Raw genomic sequence first — 18,458 nt, 5'->3', positions numbered from 1 at the left:
CCGAACCCCGTCAAAGGGCTGAGCCCTTTGGGATCCCGGATCAGGCACGCTCCGCATGCCCCGGGCACGGCTGCACCTCGATCGTGACGTGGCTCAGGCCCCGCAATCCGGCGAGCCGGGCCTTGTAGTGCGCCGGCGGTTGCGGGTGGTCGCTGACCAGGGCGATCACGGCGGCGCGGTGGCCCGGCCCGACCTGCCAGAGATGCAGGTCGCTCACCCGGTCGCCGTCCGTCTCCAGGCGGGCGCGGATCTCCGCGGTGGCGGCCGGCGACGGCCTTGCATCGAGGAGCACGAAGGCCGCCGTCCGCAGGAGGCTCCAGGACCAGGCCAGGATCACCACCGTGCCGACCAGGCCCATGGCCGGGTCGAGCCAGGCGAGGCCGAGATAGCGCCCGCCGAGAAGGGCGCCGATCGCCAGGACCGAGGTCAGCGCGTCGGCCAGCACGTGGATGTAGGCGGCGCGGAAATTGGTGTCGTGGCCGCCATGGCCATGCCCCCCGTGGCCGCCATGGGCGTGGCCGTGATGGCCATGGTCGTCATGGTCGTCGTGCAGGAGCCAGACGCTGGCGAGGTTCACGGCCAGCCCGAGGACCGCGATCGGGATCGCCTGCCCGAAGCCGATCGGTGCCGGATGGAGCAGCCGGTCGAGGCTCTCGGCGCCGATCAACAGGGCGATCAGGCCCAGGATGATCGCGCTGGCGAAGGCCGCCAGATCCCCGAACTTGCCGGTGCCGAAGCTGAAGCGCGGATCCTCGGCGTGCCGCCGGGCGAAGCGATAGGCCAGGGCCGCGATGCCGAGCGCCGCGGCATGGGTCGACATGTGCCAGCCATCGGCCACCAGGGCCATCGAGCCGAACCAGGTGCCGCCGGCGATCTCGACGACCATCGTGACGGCGGTCAGCGCCACGACGCCCCAGGTCCGGCGCGCGTGGCGATCGTGCCGGTCACCCAGGAAGACGTGACCGTGGCTCCAGGGCTCGAGGGAATGGCTGTGCATGCGAATCTCCTCACCATAAGCTCGGCGCAGCATAGAGGCGGACAGCCGGAACGGGCATTGCTACGGCGGGTTGTCACGCCGATTTGCTGCACCGCAGCCCGATGGGAGCCAGGAATGGCCGAGCAGACGATAGCCCTCAAGGACGATGCGGCCAGCGGCACCAAGCCGGCGCCGCCCTGCACGCTGGTGATCTTCGGCGCCGGCGGCGACCTGACCAAGCGCCTGCTGATGCCCTCGCTCTACAACCTCGCCGGGGCCGGGCTCCTGCCGGAGGGGTTTTCCATCCTGGGCGTCGATCACTCCGACGGCACCGACGACTCCCTGCGGGACAGCCTCACCAAGACCATGGAGGCGTTCAGCAAGGACCCGACCTCGGAGTTCCACGCCGACCACATCGACCCAAAGAGCTGGGGCTTCATCCGCGACCGGCTGCACTACCTGAAGGGCGATTTCGAGAAGCCCGAGACCTTCGCCGCGGTCAAGGCGAAGGTCAGCGGCAGCGCGGTGTTCTACTGCGCGGTGGCGGCCCGGTTCTTCGGCACGATCGTCGACGGGCTCGGCCAGGCCGGGCTGCTCAAGGAGGAGAACGGCGATTTCCGCCGGGTGGTGATCGAGAAGCCGTTCGGCTCCGACCTAGCCTCCGCCCGGGAGCTCAACGCCCGGATCCTGAAGCAGGCCGACGAGAGCCAGTTCTACCGGATCGACCACTTTCTCGGGAAGGACACGGTCCAGTCGATCATGGCCTTCCGCTTCGCCAACGGGCTGCTGGAGCCGGTCTGGCGGCGGGAATACATCGACAGCGTCCAGATCACCGCGGCCGAGACCGTGGGCGTCGAGGAGCGCGGCGGCTTCTATGAGCCGACCGGGGCGCTCCGGGACATGGTGCCCAACCACATGTTCCAGCTGCTCTGCATGGTCGCCATGGAGCCGCCGAACTCCTTCGATGCCGAGGCGGTGCGCTCGGAGAAGGCCAAGCTCGCCGAGGCCGTCCGACCGATCCCCCCGGCGGACGCGGTGCGCGGCCAGTACACGGCCGGCACCTCGGAGGGGCGCGACGTGCCGGGCTACCGCGACGAGCCGCATGTCGCCAAGGATTCGGTCACCGAGACCTACATCGCCCTGAAGCTCAACATCGAGAACTGGCGCTGGGCCGGCGTGCCGTTCTACGTCCGCACCGGCAAGCGCATGACCGGCCGGCGCACCGAGATCGCGGTGCTGTTCAAGCCGGCCCCGTTCAAGATGTTCGAGGACACGCCCAACGCCGATCTTGAGCCCACGGTGATGCGGATCATGATCGACCCGGACCACGGGGTCGGCACCGAGTTCAACGTGAAGGTCCCGGGTCCGGAGATGAAGATCGGCCGGGTCAGCGCGGCGTTCCGCTACAAGGACTTCTTCGCCGACCAGCCGAATGTCGGCTACGAGACCCTGCTGTACGATTGCATGATCGGCGACGCGACCCTGTTCCAGCGGGCCGACAACATCGAGGCCGGCTGGGCGGCGGTCGACCCGCTGCTCAAGGGCTGGCCGCAGGCGGACGTGAAGCCGTATCCCGCCGGCAGCACCGGTCCGAAGGAAGCCGACGAACTTCTGGCCCGGGACGGCCGCCACTGGCTGGGCCTCGACGGCAAGACGGATTAGGTCACAGTCTTCAGGGAATCGGCACCGGCCCTCGAAGATCCCGGATTCGAAAGGTCCGGGAACTTTTGTGGGTGCGGGCGGAGCCCGCGATCCTCAAGGGCTCCGCCCCTGAACCCCGCCAAAGGGCTCGCCCTTTGGAAACCCCGATCTCAGCGCCGCTTGAACGGCAGCATCGCCGCTACGGCGAGGGCGTCGACCCGGTTGTTCAGCGGGTCGCTGGCATGGCCCTTGACCCAGTGCCAGGCCACGTCGTGGCGGTCGCGGGCGGCGTCGATCCGGCGCCAGAGGTCCTCGTTCTTCACCGGCTTCTTGTCGGCGGTGCGCCAGCCCCGGGCCTTCCAGTTGTGGATCCAGCTGGTGACGCCCTGCCGCAGGTACTGCGAGTCCGTGAACAGGTCGACCCGGCAGGGGCGCTTGAGCGCCTCCAGGGACTCGATCGCCGCCAGGATCTCCATGCGGTTGTTGGTGGTGTGGGCCTCGCCGCCCGAGAGCTCCTTCTGGGTGTCGCCGAAGATCAGGATCGCGCCCCAGCCGCCCGGGCCGGGATTCCCCGAGCAGGCGCCGTCCGTGTAGATCTTCACCCGCGTCGGCTCGCCCGCGGTCTCGGTCACGTCGTCGCTCATTCCATCCTCAAGCCTGCCGCCCGTAATCCCGCGCGTCCTGCGCCTGGCGGTGGAAGGTCAGCCGGCGATCGAACTCCCGCGGATCCTTGGGCTTCACCAGGGCGCCGGGCGGCACGTTCAGCCAGTCGACCAGGCGGGTCAGCATGAAGCGGAGCGCCGCGCCCCGGCACAGGATCGGCAGCGCCGCGACCTCCGCGGGCTCCAGCGGCCGCACCGCCTCGTAGCCGGCGATCAGGGCTGCGGCCATGTCCCGGTGGAAACGTCCGTCGGCCTCGAAGCACCAGGCGTTGAGGCAGACCGCGAGGTCGTACGCGAAGGCGTCCGTGCAGGCGAAGTAGAAGTCGATCAGCCCCGAGAGGGCGTCGCCGATGAAGAACACGTTGTCGGTGAAGAGATCCGCGTGGATCACCCCGCCCGGCAGGTTCTGCGGCCAGGCGGCTTCGAGGAGCGCGAGGTCGGCCCGGGTGCGCTCCGCCAGCCCGGTCTCCACCGAATCGGCCTGGGCCTCGGCCTGCGCGAAGAGCGGGCGCCAGGAGGCCACCGAGAGGCTGTTCGCACGCACCATGCCGAAATCGGCGCCGGCGGCATGGAGTTCAGCCAGCGCCCGACCCAATTCCCGGCAATGCCCGACGCCGGGCGTCTTGACCGAGACGCCCTCCAGGAAGCTGACGATCGCGGCAGGCCGGCCGCAGAGCTGGCCGAGCGCCGTGCCGGCCCGGTCCCGCACAGGCTGCGGGCAGGCGAGGCCGCGGGCGGAGAGGTGCTCCATCAGCCCGATGAAGAACGGCAGATCGCCCTCCCGCACCCGCTTCTCGTAGAGGGTCAGGATGTAGGAGCCCTGAGTGGTGTGCAGGAAGAAGTTGGAATTCTCGACGCCCTCGGCGATGCCCTTGAAGGAGAGCAGGCTGCCGATGTCGTAGGCGGACAGGAACTCGGAGAGCGCCGCGTCGGATACCTCGGTGTAGACGGCCACGTGATCGCGCTCGGGTTCGGGATTTTTTTAGGAATTGGGCTCGTCGAGCGGTCGCACCATCCAGACGGTCCCGGTCTTCCGACCCACCCCCTCATCCTGAGGTGCCGAAGCGCAGCGGAGGCCTCGAAGGAGCCCTCCCGGGATCGCGCGGCCAGCCGGCAGGCTCCTTCGAGGCTGCTGCGCAGCATCTCAGGATGAGGGGGTTGAATGGGATAAGCCCCCTTTCAGGGGAGGCTGATCCTGGGGCCTACTCGGCCGCTTCGCTGCGCAATTCGCGCGGCAGCGGGAACACCATGTCCTCGACCACCGTCGAGACCGTGTCGACGATCACATCGTAGCGGGCGGCGAAGGCCTCGATGATCTCCTCGACCAGCACCTCGGGGGCCGACGCGCCGGCGGTGAGGCCGAGCTTGCGGATGCCCTCGAAGGCCGGCCAGTCGATCTCCTCGGCGCGCAGCACGAGCCGGGTGATCGGGCAGCCGACGCGCTCGGCGACCTCGCGCAGGCGCTGCGAGTTCGAGGAGTTCGAGGAGCCGACCACGATCAGGGCGTCGACCAGCGGCGCCACCTGCTTCACCGCCTCCTGGCGGTTGGTGGTGGCGTAGCAGATGTCGTCCTTGTGCGGCCCCGTGATGGTCGGGAACTTCTTCTTGAGCGCGTCGACGATGTGGCGGGTGTCGTCGACCGACAGGGTCGTCTGGGTGACCCAGGCGAGGTTGTCGGGGTTCTCCGGCGTCAGGGCCTGGATCTGATCCAGATCCTCCACCAGGGTGATCGAGCCCTTGGGCAGCTGGCCCATGGTGCCGACCACCTCGGGATGGCCGGAATGGCCGACCAGCAGCACGTGGCGGCCGCGCTTGTGGTGGATCTCGGCCTCGCGGTGGACCTTGGTCACCAGCGGGCAGGTGGCGTCGATGGTGGTGAGCCCGCGGGAATCGGCGTTGGCCGGCACGGTCTTGGCGACGCCGTGGGCGGAGAAGATCACCGGGGCGCCGCTGTCGGGCACCTCGTCGAGCTCCCGCACGAACACGGCGCCCTTCCGCTTCAGGCTCTCGACCACGTACTTGTTGTGGACGATCTCGTGCCGGACGTAGACCGGCGGTCCGTACAGGGCGAGGGCCCGCTCGACCACATCGATGGCCCGCACCACGCCGGCGCAGAAGCCGCGGGGGGCACAGAGCAGGATCTCCAGCGGCGGCTTGCCGGTGGTGCCCTGAGCGGGCGCGAGGGGCGCGATGTCTGCGGTCATGGGGGCGATGTGGCGAGGGCAGGGCCGTCCTGTCAACGGTCCTGGACTGCGAACCGGGCAGGAAGACGACCGCGGAGCGCCTCTGTAGCACGTTTGCCGCGCGATTTGGACCCGGTTTGCCCCGATCTGCCGAGATCAGAGCCGCCGGATGCTCGTCACGGCGCCAAAACTGTTCTCCCGGATCCGGGCGACCGCGCCGGCCAGCGGCTCCATCGCCACTGTCATGTGGTGGCCGTTGGCGTGGATCAGCGTCTCGGAATCGCGCATCAGCCCGACATGGCCGCGCCAGAACACGACATCGCCCCGGCGCAATCCGTCGAGGGCGAGGGGCAGCGCGTGGCCCAAGCTCCGCTCCTGCATGTCGGCGTCGCGGGGGCAGGGCAGGCCGGCAGCGTCGAGGCTGAGCTGCACGAGGCCGGAGCAATCGAGTCCGAGGCTGGTGCGGCCGCCCCAAAGGTAGGGAACGCCCACGAGCCGCTCGGCCGTGGCGACGTAGTCCGATTCATGCTGCGCCAGCGGACGGCAGTGACTCGCGTAGACGTAGCCGCCGGGGGTTTCCAAGTAGGCCCCCGTCTCGCCGGTGACCACGAGGCGCGCCCCCAGGCTGAGATGCCCGCGCACCGGCCGCTTCAGGTCCGGCTCGGGATACAGGAAGGTGCGTAACGCCGTGACGCGATGGGTCGGCTCGAGATCCGCCGCGCCCAGGCAATCGGCTGGTACATAGCCGACATAGCCGTCCCGGACGAGTTGCACGAAGGCGAAGCCGTCCTGATCGGCGTAGAGATCGACCGCGTCGCCGAGCAGCGCCTCGGTGTCGAGCCCGGCCTCCGGGGAGGGAACCCTGCGCAACGGCGCGACCGGAGTGATCACCCGGCGCGGCGTGGCGGCGACGAAGCGTTCCGCCGTGACCCGGCCGCGCAGGCGCAGATCGGCGACGTCCGGGCGGGCCGGGGTGAGGCGGGGATCGAGCGATTCGGTCATGGTCCGCGAGCTTAGCGCATCCTCCGTTTCCGAAAGCGGGCACGCGTCGTTCGAACGGATGTCTGACGCGCTCGCCGACCCTTCGGGACCGGCGCGCATGCCCCGTATGGCGGTCGGCCCGGGCACGCGCTATTATGCCGCAGCGCGATATCGGCCTGTGGCTGGATGATTCCCGCCCTGGGGAATCGGACCGCTGGCATGCCTGATGCCACCTCTCCGCGGCGAGGCATGTGCCCCGGACGGGCGGCCGCCGATTTTGATGCACTGCACAACCCGCCGGGAAGGCGCTATGTTTGGCCCATGATGACCGCGAGTCGCCCCGTGAAGAAGACGCAGAAGAGCTTCGCCGACCTGCCGCCGATCCGCGTGCGCCGCGAGCCGCCGACGGTGAACGAGGCGGTCGCCGCCGCCCAGGACCTGGCCGACGATGTCGAGCAGCAGGTCGAGATCGCCGCGGGCCTGATCGGGCTGCCGGTCGACGAGGTCCGCCCGCACGTTCTGGCGGCCAAGAAGGCCAAGCCGGAGCGCGTCCCGGAGCGGATCCTGACCCATGCCAGCCCGAGCCGGGCGCCGCGCACCGTTGTGGTCGAGCGCCGCACCCGACCGACCGTGGTGATCGAGCGCCGCAGCCGGCCTCTCGCGCCGCCGCGCTGACGGGGCCGGTCCCAACCCCAGCTTGCAAGCGTAGGCGCGCCGGCTTCAGCTGAGCGCCACGCAAAGTCCCAAAAAATCAATCGGCGGTCTGGACCGACCAGGTGGCGTGGCGGATGCCCGGGGCCTGGGCGAGATCGGCCGTGACGGCATCCAGCTCGCTCGCCTTGACGGCGCTGGCGGTGAGCGTCGCGACCACGTCGACCGCGCCCTCGCCGCGCTCCTCCACCTCGACGCTGCTCACCGGATAGTTCGCCGCCTCCAGGCGCTCGACCAGCAGGTCCTGGGCGGGTCCGGCCTCGCCGGGCGCGGTGGTCACCTGAACCTCGTAGGTCGCCTCGGTCGAGGATTCCCGGATCGGCGCGCGGTTGATGGCGTTCACCAGCGGGCGGAGCGCCGTGTTGCAGGTCAGCACCGTCACGGTCACGAACACGGCCTCCAGCGGCAGGTCGGCGCCGCAGAACGCCCCCACGGCGGCGGAGCACCACAGGGTGGCGGCCGTGTTGAGGCCGCGGACGTTCATCCCCTCCTTCATGATCACGCCGGCCCCCAGGAAGCCGATGCCGGAGATCACGTAGGCCACCGTGCGGACGCCGCCGTCCGGGCCGGTCAGCCGCATGCCGAGATCCACGAAGGCCGAGGCGCCGATCGCCACCAGCACCGCCGTGCGCAGGCCGGCGGTGCGCTGCCGGTACTGCCGCTCGGCGCCGATCGCCGTGCCGAGCACGAAGGCCACGATCAGGCCGATGCCGGATTTCAGTTCTTCGGGGAGGGCGGCGTAGCTCGTCATGCCGGTCTCTTGCGAGGGGAGAGGTGACGAAACCGTGACATCATGGCCCGCCCGGGGGGACCAAAGGGGAAACCGGCCGGGATTGACGGCCCTACCGGGCAGCGGGCACACCGGCTTCAACCTGAGGATCCCATGAGAAGACGGGACCCGGCCGAGGAGACGTGCAGGATGCAGGACACGGCCCCCGCGGCAGGAGTTTGTCTCCGCGCCCGAGCGTTTCCCGCATGAGCGGCGCCCTCGCCGAAAGCCGGCCCGCCGCGCCCACCCCGGATGTCGCCAATCCGGACGTCGCCCTGCACGGGCGGGTCATGGCCCTTCGCGACGGGCTGGAGCGTGGCCTGATCGGCAGCGCCGGCCTGGTCGAGCGCCTGCTAATCGGTCTATTGACCGGCGGCCACCTCTTGATCGAGGGCGCGCCGGGCCTCGCCAAGACCCGCGCGGTCAAGCGGCTGGCCGACGGGCTCGACGGCTCGTTCGCGCGCATCCAGTGCACCCCGGACCTGATGCCGGCCGACCTCACCGGCACCACCGTCTGGCGCCAGGACAGCGGCAGCTTCGAGTTCCTGCAAGGCCCCCTGTTCCACGCCCTGGTGCTGGTGGACGAGGTCAACCGCGCGCCCCCCAAGGTGCAGTCGGCCCTGCTCGAGGCGATGGCGGAGGGGCAGATCACGGTCTCGGGGTCGACCCACCCGCTCGCCGACCCGTTCATGGTCGTGGCGACTCAGAACCCGATCGAGCATGCCGGCACCTTCCCGCTGCCGGAGGCGCAGCTCGACCGCTTCCTGCTGCACGTCGTGGTCGAGATGCCCGACGAGGCCACCGAGCGGGCGATCCTCGACCTCGTGGAGGGCGAGATCACCCACCATGTCGAGGCCATGCCGGTGCGCCTGTCGCTCGCCGACGTGCGCGCCGCCCGGGAGGCCGCGCTCGCCACCTACGTGTCGCCGGCGCTCAAGGATTACCTGGTCCGCCTGGTCGCGGCGACCCGCACCGACGCGGCGGCCCCGGACCTGCGGGCGATGATCGAGCACCCCGCCTCGCCGCGCGGCACCCTGGCGCTGATGATGGCCGGCAAGGCCCGGGCCTGGCTGCGCGGCCGGGACCACGTCACCCCGGAGGACGTCACCGAACTCGCCCGCGACGCGCTCTCCCACCGGATCGGCCTGACCTGGCGGGCGGCCGCCGAAGGCAAGACCGCCCGCGGCCTGGTCGGCGAGTTGGTGCAGCGGGTCCGGGCGCTCTGAGGGTGTTCGGGCTTTGGAACACGCGCCGGAAACTCCCTCCCCCCTCTGCGGGGGAGGGTACCCTGCGCAGCAGGGGAGGCCGGGACGAAGTCCCACAAGAGGGGCAGCGCGACGGTTCAGGATCTGAAGCCCGTCGCGATCTTTCCGGCAGCGTCGCTCCCCACTCCCGACCCGGCCTGACGGCCGGCCCACCCTCCCCCGCAGCGGGGGGAGGGAAGAGCGCGCGTTTTGAGAGTGCCGCCCAATCCCAAATGAACGGCATCCACCTCTCGGGCGAGGCGCTGATGGGACTGCGCCACCTCGCCCGGCGGGGCGCGGCGCCCGCGACCCGGACGCTCGCGGGCCTGCCCGGCGGCATCGTCACGAAGCGGCGCGGGCGCGGCTCCGAGCCGGAGGATGTGCGGCTCTGGTCCGAGGGCGACGACCGAAGGTTCATCGACCGCAACGCCACCGCGCGCACCGGGCAGCTGCACGTGCGCACCCATCACGACGAGCGCGACCGCGCCGTGGTCCTGCTCGCCGATTTCCGCCCCTCCATGCTGTTCGGCACCCGCCGGGCCCTGCGCTCGGTGGCCGCCGCCGAGGCCCTGGCGCTGCTCGGCTGGCGGGTCGCCGCCGATGGCGGCCGGGTCGGTCTCGCGGTGGCGACCGCGGGTGCGCCCACGGTCCTGCGCCCGGCCGGCGGCGAGCGTGCCATGATCGCGGTGACCGGCGCCCTGGCCCAGGCGCATGCGAACGCCCTCGGAACGGCCGGCGCGGCCGGATCCGACGCGCCCCTGGAGGCGACCCTTGGGCTGGCCCGCAGCCTGCTGCCCGCCGGCGGGCACCTGGTCATCGCCAGCGCCCTCGATGCCCCCGGCCCGGGCTTCGACGAGACGCTGACCCTGCTGGCCGAGCGGGTCGCGATCCGGTTGATCCTGGTGAGCGACGCCTTCGAGCGCATCCGTCCGCCGGGCTTCTATCCCTTCGCCCTGGCGGATGGCCGGCGCGGGACCGCGCTCCCGGCGGTGCTGCCGGGCGAGCCTGCCGAGGCCCGGCTCGCCGACTATGCCCGCCGGGGCATCGCCGGGGTACGCCTCGACGTCGAGGCCGGCCCCGAGGCCTACGCGCCTCTGATGGAGCGCCTCGATGCGGTGCTGTGAGGCTGGACCGCATCCCTGCCGCCCGGGTACGGGCCGATGAATCCCGCCGCGATCGCCCCATCCCTCGACCAGCTCCGCGGCCTGCACCTGCCCGGAGGTGCCGCCGGGGCGGTGCAGGGGGAGGTCGTCGCGGCGGCGGTGTTGGGCTTCCTCGCCGCCCTGCTGGTCGGGCTCGTCCGCTACCTGCGCGGACGGGCGCGGGCGAGCTTGCGCCGGGCGGCGCTGGCCGAGCTCGCCGGCACCCGCGGCCTCGATCCGGATTCCCGTCTCGTGGCCCAGGCCCGCCTGCTGCGCCGCCTCGCCCGGACGCTCGTGGGGGACGAAGCCGCCCGGGAGACCGGCGCGGCCTGGGCCAGCCGCCTCGACACGCTCCTGGCGACCGATTTCTTCACCCGCGGATCCGGCCAGGTCCTGGCCGACGGGCTCTACCGGCGCCAGGAGCCCGACCTCGACGGGCTCGACGCCGAGCTGGGCCGCCTGATCGGACGGTTGCGGACATGAGCGGCCTCCTCCCCGCCTGGCTCACGGCGCAGCTCTCGGCCTTGACCTCGGCCTTCGATTTTGCAGCGCCCTGGATCCTGCTGGCCTTGCCGCTGCCGCTGCTCGCCGCGCGCCTGCTCCCGGCCGAGCCGGAGGGCGGCAGCGGTGCCCTGCTGGTGCCCGGGACCCTGGTCGGCACGGCGCGCTCCGGCGCCGACCTCGCAGCCCGGGGCCGCCGCCGCGCGGCCCTGGTCTGGACCCTGTGGGCGGCGCTGGTGATCGCGCTCTCCGGCCCCCGCCTGGTGATGCCGGCGGCCGCGCTCCCCGCTTCGGGCCGGGAGATCATGATCGCCATGGACCTGTCCGGCTCGATGGAGCGCCGCGATTTTTCGCTGGACGGCGAGACCGTGACCCGGCTCACCGCGGTCAAGCGCGTCGGCACCGACTTCATCCGGCGCCGGGCCGGGGACCGGATCGGCCTGGTGATCTTCGCCGACCAGGCCTACGTGGCCGCCGCGCCGAGCTTCGACACCGCCGCGGTCGCCCGCGCCCTCGACGAGGCGACCATCGGCATCAGCGGCCGCTCCACCGGCATCGGCGACGGCCTCGGCCTCGCCCTGCGCCGCCTCGACCCGAAGGACTCCGGGACACCCACCGACGGCGCGGCGGCGCCATCGGCGAAGGCCGTGATCCTGCTCTCGGACGGCGCCAACAATGCCGGCCAGACCGCCCCCAAGGACGTGGCCGCCCTGGCCAAGGAGCTGGGCATCAAGATCTACACGATCGCGCTCGGCCCCCGGGACATGGCTGATGCCGATGGCGAGCAGGACGTGGTCGACACCGAGACCCTGCGCGACATGGCCCAGGCCAGCGGCGGCGAGGCGTTCCGCGTCCGCACCACCGACGACCTCGTCCGGGTCGCCGGCGCCATCGACCGCCTGGAGGGCGGCCGCGCCCTGGCGCCGCCCCTGCCGCTGCGCCGGGACCTCTGGCCCTGGCCCGCCGCCCTGGCGCTGGCCGCCGCCGCGGCCCTGCTGGCGAGCCGGAGGGGGGTGTGATGCGTCCGAATACGGCCTCCCCAATCCACACCCTCATCCTGAGGTGCCGCGTCAGCGGCCTCGAAGGAGCGCTCCGGCCAGCCGCGCGATCCCTGGAGACCTCCTTCGAGGCCTCCGCTGCGCTTCGGCACCTCAGGATGACGATGCGGGCGGGAGGACAGCCCGCATGAGCGCCCTTGACGCCTTCGCGGTCCTGCGCCCCTGGTGGTTCCTGGCGATCCCGGTCGTGGCCCTGCTGGCGCTCCGCGCCGCCTGGCGGGCGGCGCCGCTGGGCGATTGGGGGCGGGCGGTCGATCCGGCACTGATGGCCCATCTCGCCCGCGCCGGCGCCGTGCTCGGCGGAAAACGGCAGGCGAACCGGGCCGCCGCCCTGGCGGCCGGGGCGATCGCGCTGGCGCTGACCGGGCCGGCGGTGGAGCGCCAGGAGACCGCAACCTTCCGCAACCTCGACGAGACCGTGATCGTCCTGGACCTGTCCCGCTCGGTCACGGAGGGCGGCAACCTTCAGGGCGTCCGTCAGGCCGCGGCCGCCGTGGCCGAGGCCGCCGGCACCCGGGCCGTGTCGCTCGTCGTCTATGCCGGGGATGCCTATCTCGCCGCCTCGCCGACTACCGACCGGGACAGCTTGGGTACGACCCTGTTCGCCCTTGACGCCGACACCGTGCCGGACCGCGGCAGCCATCCCGAGCGCGGGCTGGCGCTGGCCCACCGCACCCTCGCGGAGGCCGACGTGGTCGCGGCCGACGTGGTGCTGATCACCGATGGCGACGGCATCGGCGCGGCGGCCGACCGGGAGGCCCGGGCGCTCGCCGACCGTGGCTGGCGCCTTCAGGCCCTGTTCGTCCCCGCCGACAAGCCGCTGCCGCCCGGCGCCCCGAAACCCGACCGGGCCGCCCTCGACGCCCTGGTCCGGGCCGGCGGCGGAAATATCGCCGACATCGCCGCGCCCGGCCCGGTGCTCGACGCCGTCGGGGCCGGGACCGCCCAGCATCTCGCCGCCGGCGGCTACGGCGTGCTGGCCTACGCGGATCTCGGGCGCTGGCTGCTGCTGATCGCGGCCCTGCCGGCGCTCGCCCTGTTCCGCAGGAGCGCGTGATGGAGCGGTTTTTTCCGAGGATCGTCGGCCCCGCCGTCCCGATCCGCGTCGGTCTGCCCGCCGGCTGGCGGCGGCTCGCCCGGATGGCCGGGCTGGCGCTCGCCGGGCTCGGCCTCGTGGCCTTGCTCGCGGTCTCGCAGCCCCGCACCGGGTTCGGACGGCTGCTGATGGCGCTGGGCCTGCCCGGGCTCGCCGCCGATCTGATCGTCGATCCGGCTTGGCGCGCTGCCGCCCTGTACGAGGCCGGCCGCTACGACGCGGCGATCGAGCTGTTCCGCACCGGCGGGCGGCGGGCGAGCTACAATCTCGGCAACGCCCTGGCGCGCTCGGGCGACCTCGACGGGGCGCTCGCCGCCTACGACGAGGCCCTGCGCTTCGACCCGCGCGACGCCGACGCCCAGGCCAACCGCTCGCTGGTCGCCCGGATGCAGGCCGAGGTGATCGACCGCGGCCCCGGCGGCGGCATCGCCAACGGCACGGCGCAATACGGTGCCCGCTACAACAACACGACCAACCAGGACCAGAACAACGACATCAACGCCGCCTCGAGCGGCGAGGGCCTGGCCGGCAACAAGGAATCCAATGCCAGCGCGTCGCTGCCCGGCAACAGCAAGGTCGCCCGCCGGGGCAAGGCCGAGCAGCAATCGATCGATGCCGGCAAGGGCCAGGCCCGGGGCTCGGCCGGCGACGCGGCCGGGCGAGGGCGCACCGGTGGCGGTTCGGCCATGGTCGCGGAAGCGCCCGAGCGCGAAGTTCGCCGGGTGACGAAGAGCTTCGAGGCCCACGAGATCCGCCCGGACCGGCTCTGGCTCCAGACCCTGCCGGACGATCCCGGCCGCTTCCTCAAGCTGCGCCTGCGCGCCGAGCAGACCCGCCGGGTCGAAGCCGGCACCGGAATTCCCGCCGGGAGCAACCCGTGGTGATTCTTTCGAGTCTTCCGCGATGCGCGATTGCCCTCCTCCCTCTGCGGGGGAGGGTGGCCCCCGGAGGGGGTCGAGAGAGGGGAGCCCGGCTTCCGGAGCGGGCTGAGCCCGTCATGTCGGGCGAGACCATGCTTGAAGCGGCGCTCCCCTCTCCCCCCCTGCTCCGCAGGGTACCCTCCCCCGCAGCGGGGGGAGGGAGGGCGCGCATCCTGGCCGCCCTTGTTCTCACCCTCCTCGCCCCCCTGCCGGCCCGGGCCGAGATCGAGCCCGGCGACCTGACACTCACGGTCACCGCGGAGTTCAACGGCAACAGCGCGCCCTTCGCCCGCGAGATGGTGCTCCTGAAGATCCGGGGGGTCTACAAGCAGCCGATCCTGCTGGAGGAGGTGGTCCAGCCCTCGCTCGCCAATTTCTCCTGGACCCAGCTCGGCCGCGACCACTGGAGCAAGACCAAGCTCCCGGACGGCCAGAGCGCCATCGCGTTCGACCGCACCGTGGCGGTGTTCCCGCACCATGCGGGCGACTTCGTCATCGAGCCCTTCACGCACAAGCTGACGGTCAACGATGTCGGCGAGCGGCGGGTGGTCGAAGTGCGCTCGAAGCCGATCCCGTTCCCGGTGGCGGCTTGGACCGCGGTCACCGGCGGCCCGGACGTTAAGGAGCCGTGGTGGCTGCCGGCCGGCGACGTGGCGGTAACAGATTCCTGGAGCCCGGATCCCGAGACCGTGAAGCTCGGCGAGACCACCCGGCGGATCGTCACCCTGGAGGTCCAGGGCATGGTCGCCGAGGGCCTGCCGCCCCGGCCGGTGATGCGCACCCGTGGCATCCTCACCTTCGCCGGCCCGGTCACCCGCGAGACCCTGCTGACCCCCTCGGGACCCGTGGCCCGGGCGACCTACCAATGGGATGTGAAGCCCGGCGTGCCCGAGGTGATCCCCCTCGACGCCATCGCGATCCCGTGGTTCGACACCAACACCCGCACCATGCGTGAGGCCGAGATACCCGCCCGGCAGATCGGCGGCGGCCTGCCCGACCGGGAGGGCGACCGGGCACCGCCGCCTGTCCCGTCGCCGCTGGTCGCCGCCGCCGCGGCGCTCGCCGCCTTCGGGCTGGGTCTGGCGCTGATCGGCTACGGCACGGGCCGCCCGCGCCTGCGCCTCTCCGCGGCCACCCGAAGGAGCCTGCACCGGGCGGCCCGCGCGGGCGATCCGGCCGGGTTCCGCGCCGCCCTGGAGGCGGCTCGTCGGGAAGTGCCTGCGCTCGCCCGGATCTGGCGGACGCGGCCCGATCTCGCCGCGCCCCTCGCCGCCCTCGACCGGGCGGTGTTCGGAACGGCGGGCGCGCCTGCTCCGGACCTGCCGGCCCTCGCCCGCGCCCTGTCGCGGCCCGAATTCATCGCCGCCCTGCCCGGGCCGGAGCGGCTGGCCCCCCTGGACGGCCCGGCGCGCTGATTCACCATCGCCCCTCGGCGCCTTGTGAACGGCTGCCCGGGAACGGGCGGCCTCATGGCGGCTTGGGCTGGCGGCGCCGATCACTTGCGCCGCGTTCCGTTTCTCCGATCCGAGGCGCGGCGCCCGGTCGTTGGTTTTGCACCCTCATATCCCGAAAGCCGGCGCCCACCTTTCGGGATGACGCTCAGACGGAGATATCGCGCATGCTTCGATCCCTGTATCCGACCCGGCACCACCGCGCTCGTCTGGCCGCCTGCGCGGTGGCCCTCGCCCTCGTCCTGCCCGCAGCATCGGGGCCGGCCTTCGCCCGCGCCTCCGGCACCGAGCGCACGCTGAAGGCGGTCGATACCGATCACGATGGGACCATCGACCTGGCCGAGGCTCAGGCGGCGGCCGGAAAGGTCTTCGACGCCGCCGAGACCGACAAGGACGGGAGCGTCGACGCCAAGGAGCTGAAGGGCCGGCTCAGCAAGAAGGACCTGAAGGCCGCCGACACGGATGCCGACGGCACCCTCGACCGCAAGGAATACCTCGCCCTGGTCGAGACCCGCTTCAAGGCCGCCGATCCCGACGGCGACGGCAAGCTCGACGCCAAGGAGCTGAAGACCCCGGCCGGCCGGAGCCTGCTGCAGCTGCTGAAATAAGCTCGACCGCGCGTAGGTCCCGGATATCGCCTCCGAGACCTACACGCGCTCTTCGCTTGCCCATCCCCTGTTCCCGGAAGCCGGCATCCTTTCGGGACGATGCGTCCCTGCCGCTGCACAGTGTCTGAGCACGTACTGTTCCTGTGCAACGGCCCATGTTCTGAGCAGGCATCAATATTTTGCACTGTCTTGCATCACCTGAATTCGCTTCGTAGTCTTCGATGGTTGAGCAATGAAGACTCAAGACGAACCATCAGGGAGGAGCGTCATGACACGCGCCAACGACGTCAAGGACCGGTTCCGCGCCCGGCTGCAGGATGCTGACGCCCGCAGCAACGATTTCCGCCGGAAGCTGCTGGAGGAGGGCACCCGCGCCCTCGAGCCGGTTGTCGGCGTCCTGAACCTGATGGCCGAGGTGCTGAACGAGGAGGACAACGTCCACGGCAGCATCACCGGGCTCGAGGCCAGGATCGACCAGGACAACTTCATCAGCCTGTGCGCGAAGCTGCGCGGGACCGACACTGAGCAGAAGATCAAGATCAAGTACGGCCCCGAACTCGGCGGCAGCAACTACATCTCGGTCTCGGGCCTGAATCAGCGCTACAACGAGCGCCTGGTCCCGGGCGCGGCCGGCGCCGCCAGCGGCCGCAGCGTCGGCAGCGACATCCATCTCGACGAGCACCGCGGCACCGAGCTGGCCGAGGTGGTCCGGGAGGTCGTGGAGGATTTCTACGCCGCCCAGATCGAGCAGCGCAGCCACTTCGCGACGGTGCAATAGCCCCCCGACACGTGTGATCGTGCAGGGGGATCCGGAAACCGGATTCCACTCATGCCCATCCTGCGCTAGATCTGCCCGGGATGGGGATGGAGCTCCCCGATAACCGCCCGGCATCGTGACAGCCCTGCCGGGCTGATGGCTCCTACCGCACGGGCGCTCCGGTCGTCCGCGGTGGGGCATGTGCCGACGCCGCCCGACCGAACAGGAAGGGCAGGCATGATCAACACCCTCATCGTCATCCTCGGGGCCGGGCTCGGTGGCGGGGTCCGTCACGGCATCAACGTCGCGGTGGCCCGGTTGCTGCCCGGCTTCGGGTTTCCCCTCGCGACCCTGGTCATCAACGTGCTCGGCTCGTTCCTGATGGGCGTGCTGGCCGAGGGCTTCGCCCTGCGCGGTGCGGCCGGCCATCCGGCGCGGCTGTTCCTGACCACCGGGATCCTGGGTGGCTTCACCACCTTCTCGACCTTCTCGCTCGACGCGATCAGCCTGTACGAGCGCGGCGAGCCGGCCCTGGCCGCCCTCTACGTGGCGGTCTCGGTGGCGGGCGGCCTGCTCGGCCTCATCGCCGGCATGGCCCTGATTCGCGCACTCTGAAAAAGTAATGGTTTCACAAGGTCCAAGACCTTGTGCGGGTCCAGGGCAGAGCCCTGGGGTGTCTCAGGGGCTCTGCCCCCGAACCCCGCCAAAGGGCTCGCCCTTTGGGATCCCGGACTTTTCTCAGTCCGCGATGAACTTCAGCCGGTGGTCGCGGTAGAGGTCGACGATCGCCGCCGCGGTCTCCTCGATCGATCGGCGGGTCACGTCGATGGTCGGCCAGCGGTTCTTGGTGAACAGCCGGCGGGACATGGTGATCTCGTCGGCTACCGCCGAGCGGTCGACATACATCGAGGATTCGTCGGCGTTGAGGCTCGACAGCCGGTTCTGGCGGATCTGCACGATCCGCTCGGGCGAGGCGAACAGGCCGACCACGAGGGGCTTGCGCGCGCGCTCGATCGCCGGCGGCAGCGGCATGCCCGGCACCAGGGGCAGGTTCGTGGTCTTGAGCCCGCGATTGGCGAGGTAGATCGAGGTCGGCGTCTTCGAGGTCCGGCTGACCCCGAGCAGGATCACGTCGGCATCCTCCAGGTCCTCGGGCAGGTTGCCGTCGTCGTGGGCCAAGGTGAAGTTCATCGCGTCGATGCGCTTAAAATACTCCGCGTTGAGCATGTGCTGGGCGCCCGGCCGGGCCGTCGTCTCGGCGCCGAGATAGGCGCGCAGCAGGTCGTGGACCGGCCGCAGCACCGACAGGCAGGGCGAGCCGGTCTCCCGGGCGACCTCTTCGAGCCGCTCGCCGAGGTCGCCGCCCACCAGGGTGTAGAGCACGAGGCCCGGGGCTGCCCGGATCTCCGAGATCACCCGGTCGAGCTGCGCCGCCGAGCGCACCAGCGGATAGACGTGCTCGATCGCCGAGACGCCCTCGTACTGCGCGGCCGCGGCCCGCCCGACATTGATCAGCGTCTCGCCGGTGGAGTCGGAGACGAGGTGGAGGTGGAAGTAGCTGCGGCCCATCCGGTCTCCTTCGCCTCAGGCAATCGGGTTATCCACCGCCGGCCGCCAGGGGAGTCGATGAGTGTGGATAGGATGCGGCTTCGGGCAGGTCCAGGGCGCAGGGCCTGCGCTTTATCGACTCCGCCATTCACAGGTCCGCCATAAGGGCACGCGGAATCCGGGCGCCTGGGAGAATCCGGGACGCTACAG

General features: G+C 71.4%; 19 protein-coding genes and 1 riboswitch. Of the genes, 12 read left to right on the top strand and 7 right to left on the bottom strand.

What is annotated here, in order from left to right; genetic code table 11:
• Nucleotides 1–40 precede the first annotated feature (40 nt).
• Nucleotides 41–997 (bottom strand): CDF family Co(II)/Ni(II) efflux transporter DmeF, encoded by a 957-nt coding sequence (gene dmeF, locus MKL11_RS23250; RefSeq protein WP_243947686.1) that lies wholly within the window; start codon nucleotides 995–997, stop codon nucleotides 41–43.
• A 114-nt stretch (nucleotides 998–1,111) separates the two neighbouring features.
• Here dmeF and zwf point away from each other — a divergent pair, with 114 nt between their 5' ends.
• The gene (zwf, locus tag MKL11_RS23245; RefSeq protein WP_243947684.1) at nucleotides 1,112–2,638 is read left to right on the top strand and encodes a glucose-6-phosphate dehydrogenase; all 1,527 of its coding nucleotides are present in this window, start codon (nucleotides 1,112–1,114) and stop codon (nucleotides 2,636–2,638) included.
• Between the two features lie 149 nt (nucleotides 2,639–2,787).
• Here zwf and rnhA read toward each other — a convergent pair whose 3' ends face one another.
• The 4 genes from rnhA to MKL11_RS23225 form a co-directional block, all read right to left on the bottom strand.
• Nucleotides 2,788–3,261 (bottom strand): ribonuclease HI, encoded by a 474-nt coding sequence (rnhA, locus tag MKL11_RS23240; RefSeq protein WP_243947682.1) that lies wholly within the window; start codon nucleotides 3,259–3,261, stop codon nucleotides 2,788–2,790.
• 7 nt (nucleotides 3,262–3,268) lie between these two features.
• On the bottom strand, nucleotides 3,269–4,234 hold the full coding sequence (gene thrB / locus MKL11_RS23235; RefSeq protein WP_243947680.1) for a homoserine kinase: 966 nt from the start codon (nucleotides 4,232–4,234) through the stop codon (nucleotides 3,269–3,271).
• 247 nt (nucleotides 4,235–4,481) lie between these two features.
• Nucleotides 4,482–5,483 carry a 4-hydroxy-3-methylbut-2-enyl diphosphate reductase gene (gene ispH / locus MKL11_RS23230; RefSeq protein ID WP_243947678.1) on the bottom strand — a complete coding sequence of 334 codons (1,002 nt, stop codon included), beginning with the start codon at nucleotides 5,481–5,483 and terminating at the stop codon, nucleotides 4,482–4,484.
• Between the two features lie 135 nt (nucleotides 5,484–5,618).
• On the bottom strand, nucleotides 5,619–6,464 hold the full coding sequence (locus tag MKL11_RS23225; RefSeq protein ID WP_243947676.1) for a C40 family peptidase: 846 nt from the start codon (nucleotides 6,462–6,464) through the stop codon (nucleotides 5,619–5,621).
• A 321-nt stretch (nucleotides 6,465–6,785) separates the two neighbouring features.
• Between MKL11_RS23225 and MKL11_RS23220 the strand changes: the two genes are divergently transcribed.
• Nucleotides 6,786–7,118 carry a hypothetical protein gene (locus MKL11_RS23220; protein ID WP_243947674.1) on the top strand — a complete coding sequence of 111 codons (333 nt, stop codon included), beginning with the start codon at nucleotides 6,786–6,788 and terminating at the stop codon, nucleotides 7,116–7,118.
• Between the two features lie 76 nt (nucleotides 7,119–7,194).
• On the opposite strand, the gene MKL11_RS23215 is transcribed toward MKL11_RS23220, so the two are convergent.
• Complete coding sequence (locus tag MKL11_RS23215) at nucleotides 7,195–7,905, bottom strand: MgtC/SapB family protein (protein WP_243947672.1); 711 nt, start codon at nucleotides 7,903–7,905, stop codon at nucleotides 7,195–7,197.
• Between the two features lie 224 nt (nucleotides 7,906–8,129).
• On the opposite strand from MKL11_RS23215, the gene MKL11_RS23210 reads away from it, so the two are divergent.
• From MKL11_RS23210 to crcB, 10 genes are all read left to right on the top strand, one after another.
• A complete protein-coding gene (locus MKL11_RS23210) occupies nucleotides 8,130–9,149 on the top strand; it encodes an AAA family ATPase (protein WP_243947669.1) in 1,020 nt (339 codons plus the stop codon).
• 284 nt (nucleotides 9,150–9,433) lie between these two features.
• A complete protein-coding gene (locus MKL11_RS23205) occupies nucleotides 9,434–10,291 on the top strand; it encodes a DUF58 domain-containing protein (RefSeq protein WP_313900777.1) in 858 nt (285 codons plus the stop codon).
• Between the two features lie 36 nt (nucleotides 10,292–10,327).
• Entirely contained in the window at nucleotides 10,328–10,792 is a 465-nt protein-coding gene (locus tag MKL11_RS23200; RefSeq protein ID WP_243947665.1) for a DUF4381 family protein, read from the top strand.
• The gene (locus MKL11_RS23195) at nucleotides 10,789–11,829 is read left to right on the top strand and encodes a VWA domain-containing protein (protein WP_243947663.1); all 1,041 of its coding nucleotides are present in this window, start codon (nucleotides 10,789–10,791) and stop codon (nucleotides 11,827–11,829) included. The genes MKL11_RS23200 and MKL11_RS23195 overlap by 4 nt, the downstream gene beginning before the upstream one ends.
• A 166-nt stretch (nucleotides 11,830–11,995) precedes the next feature.
• Nucleotides 11,996–12,925 (top strand): VWA domain-containing protein, encoded by a 930-nt coding sequence (locus MKL11_RS23190; protein ID WP_243947661.1) that lies wholly within the window; start codon nucleotides 11,996–11,998, stop codon nucleotides 12,923–12,925.
• A complete protein-coding gene (locus tag MKL11_RS23185) occupies nucleotides 12,925–13,848 on the top strand; it encodes a tetratricopeptide repeat protein (RefSeq protein WP_243947659.1) in 924 nt (307 codons plus the stop codon). The genes MKL11_RS23190 and MKL11_RS23185 overlap by 1 nt, the downstream gene beginning before the upstream one ends.
• Before the next feature lie 113 nt (nucleotides 13,849–13,961).
• Nucleotides 13,962–15,299 carry a hypothetical protein gene (locus MKL11_RS23180; RefSeq protein ID WP_243947657.1) on the top strand — a complete coding sequence of 446 codons (1,338 nt, stop codon included), beginning with the start codon at nucleotides 13,962–13,964 and terminating at the stop codon, nucleotides 15,297–15,299.
• 203 nt (nucleotides 15,300–15,502) lie between these two features.
• The gene (locus tag MKL11_RS23175; RefSeq protein ID WP_243947655.1) at nucleotides 15,503–15,943 is read left to right on the top strand and encodes an EF-hand domain-containing protein; all 441 of its coding nucleotides are present in this window, start codon (nucleotides 15,503–15,505) and stop codon (nucleotides 15,941–15,943) included.
• Between the two features lie 268 nt (nucleotides 15,944–16,211).
• On the top strand, nucleotides 16,212–16,721 hold the full coding sequence (locus MKL11_RS23170; protein ID WP_243947653.1) for a hypothetical protein: 510 nt from the start codon (nucleotides 16,212–16,214) through the stop codon (nucleotides 16,719–16,721).
• Between the two features lie 73 nt (nucleotides 16,722–16,794).
• Nucleotides 16,795–16,873, top strand: a riboswitch (Fluoride riboswitch).
• Between the two features lie 64 nt (nucleotides 16,874–16,937).
• Entirely contained in the window at nucleotides 16,938–17,315 is a 378-nt protein-coding gene (gene crcB, locus MKL11_RS23165) for a fluoride efflux transporter CrcB (protein ID WP_243947652.1), read from the top strand.
• Nucleotides 17,316–17,438: 123 nt separating this feature from the next.
• Here crcB and MKL11_RS23160 read toward each other — a convergent pair whose 3' ends face one another.
• Complete coding sequence (locus MKL11_RS23160) at nucleotides 17,439–18,269, bottom strand: pyruvate, water dikinase regulatory protein (RefSeq protein WP_058190745.1); 831 nt, start codon at nucleotides 18,267–18,269, stop codon at nucleotides 17,439–17,441.
• Between the last annotated feature and the right edge of the window lie 189 nt (nucleotides 18,270–18,458).

Origin of the sequence: Methylobacterium sp. J-077 (assembly GCF_022829365.1) — a bacterium.
GTDB lineage: Bacteria > Pseudomonadota > Alphaproteobacteria > Rhizobiales > Beijerinckiaceae > Methylobacterium.
Note: the sequence above shows the minus strand (reverse complement) of the source record. Positions and strands in the feature narration are given on the sequence as shown.

Excerpts from the sequence above, each read along its gene's own strand:
- MKL11_RS23215 (WP_243947672.1), bottom strand. The coding sequence starts at position 7,905 with ATGACGAGCTACGCCGCCCTCCCCGAAGAACTGAAATCCGGCATCGGC.
- rnhA (WP_243947682.1), bottom strand. The coding sequence starts at position 3,261 with ATGAGCGACGACGTGACCGAGACCGCGGGCGAGCCGACGCGGGTGAAG.
- MKL11_RS23175 (WP_243947655.1), top strand. The coding sequence starts at position 15,503 with ATGCTTCGATCCCTGTATCCGACCCGGCACCACCGCGCTCGTCTGGCC.
- MKL11_RS23195 (WP_243947663.1), top strand. The coding sequence starts at position 10,789 with ATGAGCGGCCTCCTCCCCGCCTGGCTCACGGCGCAGCTCTCGGCCTTG.
- MKL11_RS23200 (WP_243947665.1), top strand. The coding sequence starts at position 10,328 with ATGAATCCCGCCGCGATCGCCCCATCCCTCGACCAGCTCCGCGGCCTG.
- zwf (WP_243947684.1), top strand. The coding sequence starts at position 1,112 with ATGGCCGAGCAGACGATAGCCCTCAAGGACGATGCGGCCAGCGGCACC.
- MKL11_RS23210 (WP_243947669.1), top strand. The coding sequence starts at position 8,130 with ATGAGCGGCGCCCTCGCCGAAAGCCGGCCCGCCGCGCCCACCCCGGAT.
- MKL11_RS23170 (WP_243947653.1), top strand. The coding sequence starts at position 16,212 with ATGACACGCGCCAACGACGTCAAGGACCGGTTCCGCGCCCGGCTGCAG.
- MKL11_RS23225 (WP_243947676.1), bottom strand. The coding sequence starts at position 6,464 with ATGACCGAATCGCTCGATCCCCGCCTCACCCCGGCCCGCCCGGACGTC.
- crcB (WP_243947652.1), top strand. The coding sequence starts at position 16,938 with ATGATCAACACCCTCATCGTCATCCTCGGGGCCGGGCTCGGTGGCGGG.
- MKL11_RS23205 (WP_313900777.1), top strand. The coding sequence starts at position 9,434 with ATGGGACTGCGCCACCTCGCCCGGCGGGGCGCGGCGCCCGCGACCCGG.
- dmeF (WP_243947686.1), bottom strand. The coding sequence starts at position 997 with ATGCACAGCCATTCCCTCGAGCCCTGGAGCCACGGTCACGTCTTCCTG.
- MKL11_RS23190 (WP_243947661.1), top strand. The coding sequence starts at position 11,996 with ATGAGCGCCCTTGACGCCTTCGCGGTCCTGCGCCCCTGGTGGTTCCTG.
- MKL11_RS23160 (WP_058190745.1), bottom strand. The coding sequence starts at position 18,269 with ATGGGCCGCAGCTACTTCCACCTCCACCTCGTCTCCGACTCCACCGGC.
- MKL11_RS23185 (WP_243947659.1), top strand. The coding sequence starts at position 12,925 with ATGGAGCGGTTTTTTCCGAGGATCGTCGGCCCCGCCGTCCCGATCCGC.
- ispH (WP_243947678.1), bottom strand. The coding sequence starts at position 5,483 with ATGACCGCAGACATCGCGCCCCTCGCGCCCGCTCAGGGCACCACCGGC.
- MKL11_RS23180 (WP_243947657.1), top strand. The coding sequence starts at position 13,962 with ATGTCGGGCGAGACCATGCTTGAAGCGGCGCTCCCCTCTCCCCCCCTG.